At 75.7% G+C, this 14,535-nt stretch carries 13 protein-coding genes; 7 read left to right on the forward strand and 6 right to left on the reverse strand.

What is annotated here, in order from left to right; all coding sequences use genetic code 11:
* Window positions 1-28: 28 nt before the first annotated feature.
* The 4 genes from ACH4SE_RS27250 to ACH4SE_RS27265 all read right to left on the reverse strand — a co-directional run bounded on the left by ACH4SE_RS27250 (window position 29) and on the right by ACH4SE_RS27265 (window position 6,832).
* Window positions 29-985 (reverse strand): hypothetical protein, encoded by a 957-nt coding sequence (locus ACH4SE_RS27250; RefSeq protein ID WP_398546119.1) that lies wholly within the window; start codon window positions 983-985, stop codon window positions 29-31.
* A 245-nt stretch (window positions 986-1,230) separates the two neighbouring features.
* Window positions 1,231-2,934 carry a DUF3492 domain-containing protein gene (locus ACH4SE_RS27255; protein ID WP_398546202.1) on the reverse strand — a complete coding sequence of 568 codons (1,704 nt, stop codon included), beginning with the start codon at window positions 2,932-2,934 and terminating at the stop codon, window positions 1,231-1,233.
* 1,097 nt (window positions 2,935-4,031) lie between these two features.
* Complete coding sequence (locus tag ACH4SE_RS27260) at window positions 4,032-5,645, reverse strand: DUF3152 domain-containing protein (RefSeq protein WP_398546120.1); 1,614 nt, start codon at window positions 5,643-5,645, stop codon at window positions 4,032-4,034.
* Between the two features lie 8 nt (window positions 5,646-5,653).
* Window positions 5,654-6,832 (reverse strand): alpha/beta fold hydrolase, encoded by a 1,179-nt coding sequence (locus tag ACH4SE_RS27265; RefSeq protein WP_398546121.1) that lies wholly within the window; start codon window positions 6,830-6,832, stop codon window positions 5,654-5,656.
* A 286-nt stretch (window positions 6,833-7,118) separates the two neighbouring features.
* On the opposite strand from ACH4SE_RS27265, the gene ACH4SE_RS27270 reads away from it, so the two are divergent.
* The 4 genes from ACH4SE_RS27270 to ACH4SE_RS27285 all read left to right on the forward strand — a co-directional run bounded on the left by ACH4SE_RS27270 (window position 7,119) and on the right by ACH4SE_RS27285 (window position 9,007).
* A complete protein-coding gene (locus tag ACH4SE_RS27270) occupies window positions 7,119-7,385 on the forward strand; it encodes a hypothetical protein (RefSeq protein ID WP_398546122.1) in 267 nt (88 codons plus the stop codon).
* A gap of 155 nt (window positions 7,386-7,540) precedes the next feature.
* A complete protein-coding gene (locus tag ACH4SE_RS27275) occupies window positions 7,541-8,206 on the forward strand; it encodes a TetR/AcrR family transcriptional regulator (RefSeq protein ID WP_398546123.1) in 666 nt (221 codons plus the stop codon).
* Window positions 8,207-8,370: 164 nt separating this feature from the next.
* The gene (locus ACH4SE_RS27280; RefSeq protein WP_398546124.1) at window positions 8,371-8,601 is read left to right on the forward strand and encodes a DUF3107 domain-containing protein; all 231 of its coding nucleotides are present in this window, start codon (window positions 8,371-8,373) and stop codon (window positions 8,599-8,601) included.
* Between the two features lie 124 nt (window positions 8,602-8,725).
* Window positions 8,726-9,007, forward strand: a complete 282-nt coding sequence (locus ACH4SE_RS27285) for a hypothetical protein (RefSeq protein ID WP_398546125.1) — start codon at window positions 8,726-8,728, stop codon at window positions 9,005-9,007.
* A gap of 106 nt (window positions 9,008-9,113) precedes the next feature.
* Here the strand turns inward: ACH4SE_RS27285 and ACH4SE_RS27290 are convergent, their stop codons facing one another.
* Window positions 9,114-9,905 carry a ferritin-like fold-containing protein gene (locus tag ACH4SE_RS27290; protein ID WP_398546126.1) on the reverse strand — a complete coding sequence of 264 codons (792 nt, stop codon included), beginning with the start codon at window positions 9,903-9,905 and terminating at the stop codon, window positions 9,114-9,116.
* 387 nt (window positions 9,906-10,292) lie between these two features.
* On the opposite strand from ACH4SE_RS27290, the gene ACH4SE_RS27295 reads away from it, so the two are divergent.
* The 3 genes from ACH4SE_RS27295 to ACH4SE_RS27305 all read left to right on the forward strand — a co-directional run bounded on the left by ACH4SE_RS27295 (window position 10,293) and on the right by ACH4SE_RS27305 (window position 13,786).
* The gene (locus ACH4SE_RS27295; RefSeq protein WP_398546127.1) at window positions 10,293-12,506 is read left to right on the forward strand and encodes a DEAD/DEAH box helicase; all 2,214 of its coding nucleotides are present in this window, start codon (window positions 10,293-10,295) and stop codon (window positions 12,504-12,506) included.
* A 104-nt stretch (window positions 12,507-12,610) separates the two neighbouring features.
* Window positions 12,611-13,534, forward strand: a complete 924-nt coding sequence (locus ACH4SE_RS27300; RefSeq protein ID WP_398546128.1) for an alpha/beta fold hydrolase — start codon at window positions 12,611-12,613, stop codon at window positions 13,532-13,534.
* A gap of 114 nt (window positions 13,535-13,648) precedes the next feature.
* Complete coding sequence (locus ACH4SE_RS27305; protein ID WP_398183456.1) at window positions 13,649-13,786, forward strand: hypothetical protein; 138 nt, start codon at window positions 13,649-13,651, stop codon at window positions 13,784-13,786.
* A 76-nt stretch (window positions 13,787-13,862) separates the two neighbouring features.
* Here the strand turns inward: ACH4SE_RS27305 and ACH4SE_RS27310 are convergent, their stop codons facing one another.
* Entirely contained in the window at window positions 13,863-14,474 is a 612-nt protein-coding gene (locus tag ACH4SE_RS27310) for a MarC family protein (protein ID WP_398546129.1), read from the reverse strand.
* Between the last annotated feature and the right edge of the window lie 61 nt (window positions 14,475-14,535).

Genomic DNA, 14,535 nt, shown 5'->3' on the forward strand with positions numbered 1-14,535 from the left:
GTCGTTCTCCTGGTGGGTTGTGACAGGGTCAGTCGCGGGCGTACGGCAGCGGGCGGTGTGCGGCCGCGCGGCCGAGGAGACGGAAGGCCTGGACGGCCAGGACGAGGGCAGCGGCGCCGCACACCGCGGCTTCCGCCGTGCCGCCCGCGGGCACGGCGTGGCCGGGGGCGGCGGCGAGCGCGAGGGCCAGTGCCTCGGCCGCGCACGCCGCGGCAAGGCCCGCCGCCGCGGGCCCCGGGTGGCCGTGGACGGCCAGCAGCCGGGCGGTGAAGAGCAGCGCGCCGAGCGCCGCAGGCCCGGCGAGCGGGGCCGACCCGGCCATCGCGGCGGCGAGCAGCAGCAGCCCCGCGAGCGCGGCGCCGTACCCGGCGAGGGCGGCCGCGAGCCGGGGCCGTACGGCGTCGGCGAACTCGGCGAGGCCGTGGCTCGGGGCGAGCTGGGCGCGGGCGGCGACCGCGAACCAGCGGGCCAGCAGCGCCGCCGGCAGCACGCTCAGCGCCAGCGCCGCGAAAGCCGCCGTGCCCGCGCCCGCGTCGAACCGCCCGCGCCCGGCCAGGACGGCGACGGCCTGCGGCCCGTACAGCGCGAAGGCGAACAGGCCGTACGTCCAGAGGGCCGCGCCGGCCCCGTACGCCACCCGCAGCGGGCCGCGGCGCAGCGCCGCCCACAGCGCGACGGCGACCAGCGCCGCGACCGGTCCGGCCGCCGCGGGCAGCCCCGCGGCCAGGACGCAGCCCGCGCCCGGCAGCAGGTGCGCCGCGACGGCCCGCCCGCCCAGCCGCACACTGCCCGCCGCAGGGCGCTGCGGCGCGGCCGCCACCCGCGCCGCACGCGGCACCCGGGCGTACAGCTCCTCGGCGAGGCCGAAGACGTCCCGGTGCCGCAGCCGCCGGGCCTCCCCGTCGCCGACGCCGTACGCCTCCAGCCCCGCGGCGATCTCCCACGCGTCGACGGCCCCGGCGAGCATGCCCCGGTACCGGTGCATCACCGCCCGCACCGGATCCGCGGGCCCCCGCCTCCGCACACCGCGCGGGGCGTGCGTAATCGATTCGCCGCCCCCGCGCGCCGCCCGCGCCCCGGCCGGGCGCCCCCCGCTCCCGCCCGGAGCGTCTCCCCCGGCGGCCCCCTCGCCGGAGACCGGCGCGGCCGAAGCGGGACGTCCGCGCGCCCCTCCGGAGCCGGGGACCTCCTCGGCGGTGCCGCGGGGCGGTATCGGGGTGGGGTGCGTGGTCATGGGCGGGCCGTTTCGGGGACGGGGGCCCACACGGGGTGGGCCGGGGTGGGGGCCAGGCGGCCGGGAGCGAGGAATTCCGCGGGGGTGGTGAACGGGCGCGGGTCGCCCTGCGCGTCGAGGAGGGCCGGGCGGCGGGCGGGGTGGTGGGCCACCACACCGAGGTAGCTCTCGCGGAAGGCGTCCACGGACGCGGAGACGGTGAAGAGGGCGAGTGCCCGCTCGCGCGCCGCGGCTCCGAGCCGGGCGGCACGCCCGGGGCCGCGCAGCAGGTCGAGGGCCGCCCCGGCGAGCGCCTTCGGATTGCGCGGCGGCACCACGAGCCCCGTGCCGCCGATGACCTCGCGCACCGCGCCGACGTCCGTCGACACGGTCGGCCGCCCGCAGAACATCGCCTCGACCAGGCTCAGCGGAAAGCCCTCCGCGCAGCTCGACAGCACCACGACGTCGCCCGCCGCGTAGGCGTCGGCGGCCTCCGGCGCACCCGGCGAGCCGATCTCCTCGAAACTCACCGGGCTCTCGCCGACCGCGTGCGCGTCCGCCGCCTCGTCCGGGAAGAGCTGGGCGGCCAGCATCCGGCAGTGGCCGAGGTAGCCGGCGGCGCGCTCGTCCGCGGGCCGGGCGTGGAAGATCCGCAGCCGCGCCCGGGGCTCCTCACGGCGTATCGCGTGGAAGGCGTGCAGCAGCGCGACGAGGTCCTTCGCGGGATCGGCCCGGCCCACCCACGCGATGGTGGGTTCCGCGTGCGCCGCCTGCTCCTCCGCGTCGGCCGCGGCCTCCGCCGCCGCCCCGGCCCGCGCGAAGCGCCCCGCGTCGATACCGGGATGGATCGTGCGCATCCGCTCCTTCGGCGCCCCGCACCGCTCCTGCCAGCGGCGCACGTGCGCGGATCCGGGCGTGACGAGCGCGGCCCGGCGGTAGGCCTCGCCGGACAGCAGCCGGTGCAGGTCACCGAGCAGCGCCCGTACGGCGGGGGGCAGCCCGGCGGCCCGGTGCGCGAGCAGCGCCTCCCGCGCGCGCACGGTGTACTCGGTGACGATGAGCGGCGTCCCGCAGAACCGTTTGGCCAGCAGACCCGGCAGCGCGGCGGGCCCACCGGACACCGCATGGCACACGTCCACGGCGCCCAGCTCCGCGGGCCCGTACCACCGCGCGGACAGCGGGCGCAGCACACGCTCCAGCTCGTCGACGACGGCGAGCAGCTCCGTCACCACGATGTCCGCGAGCACCGGACGCACACCGGGCGCCCGGCACGCCGCCTCCAGCTCCCCCAGCGCCTCGTCCCCCCGCAACAGCGCGGGGAGCGCCCCCGGACACTCCTGCGCGAGATCCGCCAGCGCGTACAGCCCGCAGGCGAAACGGTCCGCCCGCCGCTCCGTCCCCCCGCCGGCCAGCGCCCCGGCGAACTCGCGGAACCCCTCACGGAAGGCACCCCGCGCCGCCCGCCCACCCCGGAACGGCTCCCCGGCAGGCGCACCCCACAACCGCTCCTGCCGCACCCGGCACACATGCGACGGAGTCCTGACCAGGCCCGCCGCCTCGGTCCGCGCGGAACGGCTCAGGGCGTACACGTCGAATTCGTGACGGGGCAGGCCGCTCACGAGGCGCTCGCACCAGGCGCTTCCCTCACTCCTCGCGTACGGGTAACCACCCTCGGTAAGTAATCCAATCCGCACGGATCCGGCCCTTCTCGTCCGCCACACCCGGCGGGGTCGTGTCCCGCCCGGCGCGACGACCGTATTGCGCCGTCCGGTCATGGCGGCGGACGGTTGTCCGCGACGCCATCAAAAGGGGTGAACGCGCGTAACCTCTCCCAACCCCGGGCGTTGACGCCGGCGCCTCCGGCGGTGCGACGGCGGGCGCAGTGGGGCTCGCGGCTGCCCCGCCGCAGGGTGCCGTGCTCGGCCGCTGGCCGCCTGGCGTACGAGGCCGGCTGCCCCGCCGCGGGGGTGCCGCGCTCGGCCGGCGGCCGCCTGGCGTACGGAGGCGGCTGACCCGCCACGGGGGTCCCCGCGCCTGACGGCGCCGCTTCGGGCGGTGCCCGCCCGGGGTGCGTGGGCGGCTGACCCGCCGTGGGGGTTTCCCGCGCCTGGCGGCGCGGGGTGTTCCCACCCCCACCACCCGTGCAGATTCGACGTCGGCTGACGGCCTTCTTGTGGGGGTGCGCCGCCGTCGGGGGCGAACCGCAGTCCCCGAACCACATTCACCCCCACCGGCAGGCAGCCGCCGCACCGGCCCGGGAGGGGGACGATCCGGGGGTGCCCCCGCAGGAATGCGCACCCCACCGCCCCACGAACACGTCATGACGCCAGACGCGCATTCCGAGGAGGTACCCCCGGAGTGGCGCCCGACCCCACCCCCGCACGGAGTGCGCGATGCCCCGCCGGATGACCCCAGGGGCGCGAGGAACTGCGCGACCAGCCCCCACCAGGCGGAGGGCGGACCGCCCACCGCAAGTGGCACCCCCTCAGGGGCGCGGGGAACTGCGCGAGCAACCCACCACCGGCGGAACGGCGAACCCCCACCGCAAGCCGCAGCCCCTCAGGGGCGCGAGGAACGGCGCGACCAGCCCCCACCGGCAGAACGCCAAACCACCCACCGCAAGTGGCACCCCCCCAGGGGCGCGGGGAACGGCGCGAGCAATCACCCACCCACAGAAGATCGCGCGGCCGACCGCAACAGACACCCCCCGCCGCGCACAGCCCCCGCAGGCACGCGGCCCCACCCCCTCAGGGCAAAAGCCCCCGCAGGCACGCGGCCCCCACCCCCTCAGGGGCAAAAGCTCGCGCAGCGCACGCCCCTACGGGTAGGGCCAGGCGTTCGGCCTGCAGGCCGGCCCTCCGTTGAGGGACAGGAATTTCGTCTGCTGCATCATCACCGGCGCGGGCGCCCCGGCCGTGGGGCACCCCACGTGGTGGTGCCCCAAACGGTGCCCCACCTCGTGATTGATGAGCATCTGCCGATACGCGTGCATCAGCTCCGGCCCGAACGTGTCCGCCCCCTGCGCCCACCGGTACGCGTTGATCATCGTCCGCGGCGTCGAAGCCGCATCGCACGACACGTTGTCGATCGTCGTGTCGAGCCCCGACTTCGCGCACCACTTGGCCGTCGTGCCGGGGCTGGCAAGGGTGACGACGATGTCGGCGTCGCCGGAGCCGACGCGTTCGAAGGTCATGGTGCCGCCGTGGCCCCAGCTGCGGTCGTCGTTGAGGGTGCGGAAGACGGTGTCGCTGAAGAGCTGCGCGTCCAGCGGGAGTCCGCGTTCGACGTCGACGCGGAAGGTCATGACCCTGCCCTTGCCGGGCGCGGCCTGGTGGCCGGGGACGGTGTCGAAGGCGCCGGAGAGCTGGAGGTCGGCGGCCAGCGGGTATTGCAGGTCCATCTGCTGGTCGTAGCTGGGCAGGGGCGCGGCGGGTGCGGCCGACGCCTTGGGCGCGCGGGCGGCGCCGGGTGCGGCGGTGTGCGAGGGCGCGGGTGTCGTCGAGGTGGTGTCCGGGCCGGCGGGGTCGGGCCCGGGGTGCTTGCGGCCGAGGCCGCCGAGCGGGCTGCCGGTGGTGACGGCGGCGACGGTCACGACGGCCGCGGCGGCGATCCCGGTGATGCCCGTGACGGTCCAGACCCGGCCGGGTCTGCGGCGGGGCGCGCTCTGGGCGGCTGCCTCGGCGGGCGGGGCCGGTGGCTCCTCCCCCCCGGCGGCGGGGCCGGCCGCGGGGGCGGGCGGTTCGAAGGCGTCGAGGAACTCCTGCCGGGGCCGCGGCACGGTCCGGCCCGGCGGGTGGACGCGCGGCCCGCGCAGCTCGGCGGCGGTGGCGGCGTCCTGCGCGGCCCAGCCCTCGGCCCATTCCTCGACGGGGTCGAAGGGCAGGTCGCGGCGCCGTACGGTGTCGTCGGCCCATGTGTCGGGCGCACCCCAGGCACCGTGCTCGCGGTGCTCGGGGTGGTTCGGGGGGCGGTTCTCCGGGTGCCGCGGGCGTACGGCGGCGAAGGCCCCGGAGTCGACGAAGGGGTCGAACGGCTCGGTGTACGGGCCGACCGGCGTGCGCCTGCGCCGGCCGCTGCCGGGGGTGCCCAGCGCGGTGCCGGGGGGCGCGAAGGTCCCCGAGCCCGCCTGCGGGACGCGCCCGCCGACCGTGCCGCCCGCCGGGCCACCGCCCGCACCGCCGACCGTGCCGCCGATCACACCGCCGGCCGGGCCACCGCCCGCCGGCGGGAAGGCGGTACCGTCCTGCAGCCCTTCCCCGGAGTGCGGGAGCCCGCCCAGCGGCGGGAAGTCGCCGTCCTGCGGCGGGAAGCCGGCACCGCGCGGGCCACCGCCCGCCGGCGGGGTGCCGTGGCCCGCTCGCGGGACACCCCCGGTGTACGCGGCGCCGTTGCCGGGGCCGTCCTGGCCGTCCCGTGCGCTGTGTTTGCCCACGCCCTCGATCAGCTCCCGCTTGCCGCAGTGCTCATGCCCGTCGCCGTGTCCGGCGCCCCGGCGCCCGAAGCGCCGTCCGCCCCGGAGACGCGGTCCGCGCCCGAAGCACCGTCCGCGCCCGGAACGCCGTCCGCCCCGTGAACGCCGTCCGGATCGTCTTCCCTCGTGTCCGCCGTCGCCGAGACGCTACCCGCGGCGGTGGCGCCGTGGGGCCGGGCGGCGGTTTCCCGGCGCAGATCGCGGAAGGCGCGGTCCACGAGCAGGGGGTGCTCCATCATGGCGACGTGCCCGCTGCCGGGGATGGTCAGCAGCCGCGCGTCGCGGAAGGCCCGGTAGGCGCGGCGCGCCATGCGGTAGGACACCAGCTTGTCGCGTACGCCGTAGACCAGCAGCGTCGGCGCGAGGACGCGTTCGGCCTGCCGCCACAGGGCGTGCTGGCCGCCGAGCGTGTAGGCGTTGACGATGCCGCGGGTGGAGCGGATGGTGACGTCCCAGAAGTACGGCAGGTCGACACGGCGCTGGTACTCGGCCGCGGCGGCGGCGCGCTCGGCGGGCCCGACGACGGAGGGGTCGGCGTAGCACAGCGACAGCAGCGCCTGCGTGCGGCGCTCCGCGGACCAGCGGCGGGTGGCGCGCAGGTAGAGCGCGGGGGTGCCGGGCAGGGCCGCGAGCGCGGTGGGCAGCGCGGTGGGCTGCACGCGCAGCTCGGGGAGCGCGGGCGAGACGAGTGTGAGGGTGCGGACGAGGTCGGGGCGGGCGGCGGCGACCTTGACGGCGACGGCGCCGCCCATCGAGTTGCCGAACAGGTGCACGGGCCCGCGGCCCTCGGCGTCCAGCAGCCGTACGACGGCGCGGGCGTGCGCGGCGACGGAGTAGTTGCCGTCGTCGGGTGGCGGGGAGTGGCCGAAGCCCGGCAGGTCCGGTGCCTGCACGTCGAGGATGTCGTCCAGCGAGGCCATGAGCGCGGACCAGTTCTGCGACGATCCGCCGAGGCCGTGCACGAAGAGCGCCGGTTCGGCGGCGGCGCGGTCGCCGTGGCCGCCCGGGGCGGGTCTGCGGGAGCGGACGAGCAGGCTGAGACCGGGGAGCCGCACGGTCCTGGACGTCTCCCCGTCGGCGAGCACGGGGCCCGCCGGGGGTACGGACGCCGGAGGGGCGCCGGTTCGGGAGTAGTCCGTCGAGGCCATGGACCGATGTTACGAGACGATCACGTGAACGGTCGTGTGTTCGTCCGCACACAACCGAGCAGAACCGGCCACGGGGGGTGGTTGCCACGCTGTGAGCGGGTAGCCGACGGGTGAGCGCGCCGCCGCCCGGCGGGGGCGCGCGCCCGCGCTGCGCGCGCACCCTTGTGCTCCTAGGCTCCAGAAGAGAGCCGGGCGGGGCGCGCGGAGGGCCGCGGGGACGCGCCGGGCACGTACCGGGGACGGCCGGCGGAGCCGGCGGGAGCCGGAGGCGAGGAAGGTGGGTGTGATGTCCGACGAGATCCCGAAGATCGACCGGATCGAGCAGGAGGCCGACGCGGACGACAACGAGGCGGTGGAGGACGCGCGCGGCGATCTGGACCTTGAGGTCCCGGAGGCCGACGGCGCCGAGCAGCGCATCGACCTGCTCCAGCACCGCGACGAGCCGGTGACCTCCCGGCCCGCGGACCGGGACGGCGAGGCCAACCCCGCGGACACCGCCGAGCAGCGCCGGGTGGTCGCGATGGACGAGGACGAGGACGAGGACCGCCGGTGACCGTGCGCGTCCGGTCACCGGGCGCGACCGGCGCGGTTCCAGTACGTGAGAATGTGCCGTCGTACGGCGCGCAGTCTCGTTACCGAAAAGTACGATGGCCAGCGCAGCGTACGTTCCTTCGTTCATCCGTTCGTTCCGCAGAATTGGGAGGCGGCGTGACAGCCATCGAGCAGACCCAGGCACGGCCGCGCGGCACCCGCCTGCCCCGCAGGGCCCGGCGCGAGCAGCTGCTGGGCGCCGCCCAGGAGGTCTTCGTCGCACAGGGCTACCACTCGGCCGCGATGGATGACATCGCCGAGCGGGCCGGCGTCAGCAAACCGGTGCTCTACCAGCACTTCCCGGGCAAACTGGAGCTCTATCTGGCACTGCTGGACCAGCACTGCGAGTCACTGCTGCAGTCGGTGCGCGGGGCGCTGGAGTCCACGACGGACAACAAGAAGCGCGTCGAGGCGACGATGGACGCGTACTTCGCCTACGTCGAGGACGAGGGCGGTGCCTTCCGGCTGGTCTTCGAGTCCGACCTGACGAACGAGCCGGCGGTCCGGGAGCGGGTGGACAAGGTCTCGCTGCAGTGCGCGGAGGCGATCAGCGAGGTCATCGCGGAGGACACCGGGCTGGCGCGCGAGCAGTCGATGCTGCTGGCCGTCGGGCTCGGCGGGGTCTCCCAGGTGGTGGCGCGCTACTGGCTGGCCAGCCGCAGCGAGGTGCCGCGGGACACCGCGGTGCAGCTCCTGACGTCGCTGGCCTGGCGCGGCATCGCCGGCTTCCCGCTGCACGGCGCGGAGGGCCACCACGCCCCCGAGGGCGGGGCGCACTCCTGAGCCCCGGCCGTCCGGCGCCGGGCGGCACCGCCCGGCCTCCGCGGCGGGTGTTCGCTCACGGCGTGCACGGGGCGCGGATCGCGCACCGTCCGGCCGGGCTACGCTGAGCAGCGTAACGGCGCGGCCAACGCGCACACCGCCAGACCATCGGAGGTAACCAAGCCGTGGAGGTCAAGATCGGCGTGCTGCACGCGCCGCGCGAGATCGTCATCGAGAGCGCGCAGTCGGTGGACGAGGTCGAGCAGGCCGTCGCCGGTGCGCTGACGGGTGACGCGAAGCTGCTCAGCCTGGTCGACGAGCACGGGCGCAAGGTGCTCGTTCCCTCGGACCGGCTGGCCTATGTCGAGATCGGCGAGCCTGCCGCCCGCAGGGTGGGATTCGGCGCCGCGCTCTGACGAGCGGTCAACGGCGGGGCGGCAACCGGGTGTCCGGTTGCCGCCCCGCCGTTTCGCGCGGCCACCCCACCGGGTAGGACCTGTGTGCACGCAGGTCCGTCTCACCGCGCCGCTGGAGGGGATTGTGATCATCCTGCAGATCACCGGCTATGCCGTGCTCGGGCTGCTCGCGGCCCTGGCCGCCGCCCGGCTCTTCCCCGCCCGGCTCCCCGACGCCGGCCTGCTGCTGCTCACCGGCGTGGTCGCGGCCCTGACCGGCGGCCTGGTGGGCTACACGGTCTTCGGGGGCGGCCACCCCGAGGCGAGCTTCACGGCTGCCTTCGCGACGGCCGCCGCGGGCCTGAGCGTGCTCGCCCACCCCGCCAGGCGCGGGCGGCACGCGAAGGTCACGTCGCCGGGGGCGTGAGCCCCCGACGCCGGAACACCACCGGACCGCCCCGGGGTCCGGGAGGTGACGGGGCCGAGGTCCGCCCGGGCCCGCAGTCGCGGTGCGTCCGTCAGCCGAGGGGCGGTCAGGCGGCCAGGCCCAGCGCCGCCATGCGCTTGGTGTGCGCCTCGGTGATGCGGGAGAACATCCGGCCGACCTCCGCCAGGTCGAAGCCGTCGGCGACCCCGCCGACCAGCATCGTGGACAGTGCGTCCCGGTCGGCGACCACCCGCTGCGCCTGCGACAGCGCCTCGCCCATCAGCCGCCGCGCCCACAGCGCGAGCCGGCCGCCGACGCGCGGCTCGGCGTCGATCGCGGCGCGCACCTTCTCCACGGCGAAGCTGGCGTGCCCGGTGTCGTCGAGGACGGCGAGGACCAGGGTGCGGGTGTCGCTGTCGAGGCGGACGGCGACCTCGCGGTAGAAGTCGGACGCGATCGAGTCGCCGACGTACGCCTTCACCAGGCCCTCCAGCCAGTCGGACGGCGCGGTCTGGCGGTGGAAGTCGTCCAGCGCCGTCGCGAAGGGGGCCATCGCCTCGTGCGCGGCCTCGCCGATCTCGGTGAGCCGGTCGCGCAGCCGCGCGAAGTGGTGGAACTCGGCGGCGGCCATCGCGGCCAGTTCCGCCTTGTCCTCCAGCGTCGGTGCGAGCTTCGCGTCCTCCGCGAGCCGTTCGAACGCTGCCAGCTCGCCGTACGCCAGCGCCCCCAGCAGGTCGACGACCGCGGCGCGGTAGCGCGGGTCCGCGGCGGCCGCGGTCCAGTCCTGCGCGGCGACCCCGGTCGGCTTCGCCTCCGGCCCGGTCTGCTCTGCGGGTGTGGCGGGCTCGGCCGGCTCGGCGGTGCCGGCGGGCTTGGTGGTGTCGTCAGGCGTCTCCATGCGGGGCACAATAACCAAGTCGCGGGCACGGGCCGACACCCTCCGCGTGACCCGATGATGTCCCGAACGAAACATTTGAACGGGTGCAGCTACGTGTTTCCGGGGTAGAGTGGTAATGCACCCGCCGTTCACCGGCCTGGTTCCTGTCCGGTTCCGGTCCGGAATCTCTCCTCGGCGGGCGACGTGTGCAACACCTGGATGCCCGGTCGGTGGCCCGATCGGCTCCGCCCCGACCGCCCTCCCGTCATCGGGAGGGGCCCACTCGCGGCACGGCGAGGGCAGCGGTCCCGCGCTTCGCAGCCCCAGGCTGTACGACACATCTGCGCGGTCAGTGACCCGCACCGGTTCCGCCGGTGCGCCCGGCCACTCGACCCCCCTTGCCGGACAGTGCCGCGTCTCACAGAAGAGGCAAGCATCCTGACCACCACGACCCCCACGACGTTCCGCAGTCTCGGCATCCTCCCCGAGACGGCCGAGGCCCTCGAAGCCGTCGGCATCACCACACCCTTCCCGATCCAGGAGATGACGCTCCCGGTCGCCCTCGCGGGCAGCGACGTCATCGGACAGGCCAAGACCGGTACGGGCAAGACCCTCGGCTTCGGCCTCCCGCTGCTGGAGCGGGTCACCGTCGCCGCCGACGTCGAGGCCGGCCGCGCCACGCCCGAGCAGCTGACCGACCTGCCGCAGGCGCTCATCGTCGTCCCGACCCGTGAGCTGTGCCAGCAGGTGACCAACGACCTGCTCACCGCCGGCAAGGTCCGCGCGGTCCGCGTGCAGGCGATCTACGGCGGCCGCGCGTACGAGCCGCAGGTCGAGGCCCTGAAGAAGGGCGTCGACGTCATCGTCGGCACCCCGGGCCGGCTGCTCGACCTCGCGGGCCAGAAGAAGCTCAGCCTGCGCCAGGTCCGCACCCTCGTGCTGGACGAGGCGGACGAGATGCTGGACCTCGGCTTCCTGCCGGACGTCGAGAAGATCATGGCGATGCTGCCCGCCAAGCGGCAGACGATGCTGTTCTCGGCCACCATGCCGGGCGCGGTCATCAACCTGGCCCGCCGCTACATGTCGCAGCCCACGCATATCAGCGCGACCGCGCCGGACGACGAGGGCGCGACGGTGGCCAACACCACGCAGCACGTCTTCCGCGCCCACTCGCTGGACAAGGTCGAGCTCGTCGCCCGGGTCCTCCAGGCCGAGGGCCGCGGCCTGGCGATGATCTTCTGCCGCACCAAGCGGACCGCGGCCGACGTGGCCGAGCAGCTGGAGGCGCGCGGCTTCGCCTCCGGCGCCGTGCACGGCGACCTCGGCCAGGGCGCCCGCGAGCAGGCGCTGCGGGCCTTCCGCAACGGCAAGGTCGACGTGCTGGTCTGCACCGACGTGGCCGCGCGCGGCATCGACGTCGAGGGCGTCACGCACGTCATCAACTACCAGACGCCCGAGGACGAGAAAACCTATCTGCACCGCATCGGCCGCACCGGCCGCGCGGGCGCTTCGGGTACGGCGATCACCCTCGTCGACTGGGACGACATCCCGCGCTGGCAGCTGATCAACAAGGCGCTCGACCTCTCCTTCAACGACCCGGAGGAGACCTACTCGACGTCGCCGCACCTCTACGAGCTGCTGGGCATCCCGGCCGGCACCAAGGGCATACTGCCCCGGGCCGAACGCACCCGGGCGGGTCTGGACGCCGAGGAGGTCGAGGACCTGGGCGAGACCGGCGGCCGCGGCGGTGGCCGCAGCGGCGGCCGGGGCCGCGGCGGACGTACGGGCCCCGCGCCCGCCGCCGAGGAGCGCCAGCCCCGCGCCCCCCGCACCCCGCGGCAGCGCCGCCGGACGCGTGGCGGCCAGTCCGTGCCGGAAGGCACCGACAACGCCGTCGCCGCGCCGGAGGCGCCCGCCGAAGCCGCCGAGCAGGCTGCCGGAGGAGTGCGTACTCCGCGCCGCCGGCGCCGTACCCGCAGCGGTGCCGCCGGGTCGGCCGTGACGCCGGTGGCGCCCGCGGCCGAGACGGTCGAGGTGCCCGCGGCGCCGGCCGCCGAGGAGGCGCCCGCCGCTCCGGCTCCCGCTCCCGACGAGGCGCCGAAGGCTCCGCGCCGCCGGACGCGCAAGGCCGCCGCACCGGTCGCCGAGGCCGAGGCCGTGGCCGCCGCTCCGGTGACGCCGGTCGAGCCCGCGACGGAGGAGGCTCCGAAGCGGCGCCGGACGCGCAAGGCCGCCGAGGTCGCCCCCGAGCCGGTCACGCCCGCCGCCGGGGAGGCACCCGAGGGCGACGCCGCGCCGAAGGCCCCCCGCCGCCGGACGCGGAAGGCCGCCGAGACCGTCGCCGAGACCGTGGCCGAGCCGGTCACGCCCGCCGCCGAGGAGGCGCCCGCCGCTCCCCGGCGCCGGACGCGCAAGGCCGCCGCCGAGGTCCCCGCCCCGGCGGAGGCGCCCGACGCGGAGGCCCCCAAGGCCCCCCGCCGCCGGACGCGCAAGGCCGCCGAGACCGTCGCGGAGGTGCCCGCGCCCGCCGCGGCGCCGGAGGGCGAGGAGGCGGCTCCCAAAGCCCCGCGCCGCCGGACGACGCGCAAGACGGCGGCGGCTGCCGCCGAGCAGGACGCCTGACGGCCCGGCCACGTAACACCGAGCACCCCCGGCCCCACCCGGCCGGGGGTGTTTTCGTGCCGAGCGGCAACCTGTGGGACATATGCACCGCGTAGTCTCGCTGCATGAGCCGACCGACCACCTTGGATCTGCCGGCGCACGCCTCGGCGCGCCGGCTGGAGACCTCCCGCGGTTCCTTCGCCGCCCTCGACGCGGCCCCCGCGCCGGAGGCTCCCGCGCACCGCGGCACGGCGCTGCTCGTCCCCGGGTTCACGGGCAGCAAGGAGGACTTCCTCGACCTGCTCGCCCCGCTGTCCGCGGCCGGGTTCCGGGTCGTCGCGGTGGACGGGCGCGGCCAGTACGAGTCGGGCGGCCCGCGCGACGAGGCCGCGTACGCGCAGGCCGAGCTGGCGGCCGACGTCACCGCGCAGGGCGCCGCGCTCGCCGAGGGCTCCGGCGGCGGCCCGCTGCACGTCCTGGGCCACTCCCTCGGCGGCCACATCGTCCGGGCGGCGCTGCTGGCGGACGGCCCCGGCCCCTTCTCGTCGCTCACCCTGATGAGTTCGGGCCCGGCCGCGATCACCGCGGCGCAGCAGGTCAGGACGCAGCTGCTGATCGACCACCTGCCGTCGATGGACATGGAGACGGCCTGGTGGGCGATGCGCTCGCTGGACGCGGAGGGCTCCGGCGCGCAGGCCGGCAGCGTCGTCGAGACCCCCGCGGACCCCGGCACGTCATGGCTCGACGACTTCCTGCACCGCCGCTGGGTGGCCACCGTGCCCGAACAGCTGATCGCCACGGCACGCCAGTTGATGACAGAACGGGATCGGGTGGCCGAACTCGCCGCCGTCCCCCTGCCGAAGCTCGTACTGTCCGGAGAGGTGGACTACGCCTGGCCGGTCCCCCTGCTGGACGCGATGGCGGAGCGGCTGGGCGCCCGGCGCGTCGTCGTCAAGGGCGCGGAGCACTCCCCCAACGCCGAGCGGCCGGCCGAGACGGCCGCCGCGCTCACGGCCTTCTGGACGGGCGAGGGTGCCGCGCGCGGATAAAGCAGTCGGCACCGCGCAGGTTTTTATTTAGGGTAGGGAATGTTTTGAAGGGGGTGTTCGTTGACCACACATGTAACGAGGGACGAAGGGAGAAGCCCCATGCGCTTCGAGATCATGCGACTTGACGATCGGAACGGCGACGCAGTGGACAGCACCGTGGTCGACGCCTCCGCGGTCAACAAGATCGTGCAGCAGGCTGCCGCCCTCGGTCAGCGCATCTACATCCGCCCCGCCGAGGGTCTCGCGGACTGACGCCGGCCGACCGCCGCATGCACCGGCGCCCCGTACATCAGGTCCGTACGGGGCGCTTTCGCATGTCCGGGGCCGCTCAGCCGCCCTGGCCGTGCACGAAGCCCAGGACGCCGTTGGCCACGGACTGCACGGCGATCGCGGACAGCAGCATGCCGGACAGCCGGGTCACCAGCACCACGCCGCCCTCCTTGATGACCCGGATGATCGCCAGCGAGTAGCGCATCGTCAGCCACAGCACGGCGTGCATCGCCAGGATCGCCAGCCACACCGAGGTCTGCTGCGCGAAGCCGTCCGCCTTCTGCACGGCCAGGATCACCGTGACGATGGCCCCCGGCCCCGCGAGCAGCGGCATCCCCAGCGGCACCAGCGCCACGTTGACGTCCCGCGTCTGCGTCGGCTCGTCCGCCTTGCCCGTCAGCAGGTCCAGTGCGATGAGCAGGAGCAGCAGCCCGCCGGCGATCCGCAGCGCGGGTACGGACACGTGCAGGTAGTCCAGGATCTGCTGCCCGCACAGCCCGAACACCACGATCACCCCGAACGCGACGCCCGCGGCCTGCGCCGCCATCCGCCGCTGGACCTTGGCCGCCCGCCCCGAGGTGAGGGCGAGGAAGATCGGCGTGATGCCGGGCGGGTCCATGATCACGAAGAGGGTGAAGAACACGGACCCGAAGAGGGTGAGGTCGACCATGGGTGTGACTGGGCTTTCGTCGTGAGCTGAAGGTGGTGTGCGGCGGGTCGCGCGGTTCCCC

The organism is Streptomyces sp. NPDC020983 (assembly GCF_044333485.1).
Lineage (GTDB): Bacteria > Actinomycetota > Actinomycetes > Streptomycetales > Streptomycetaceae > Actinacidiphila.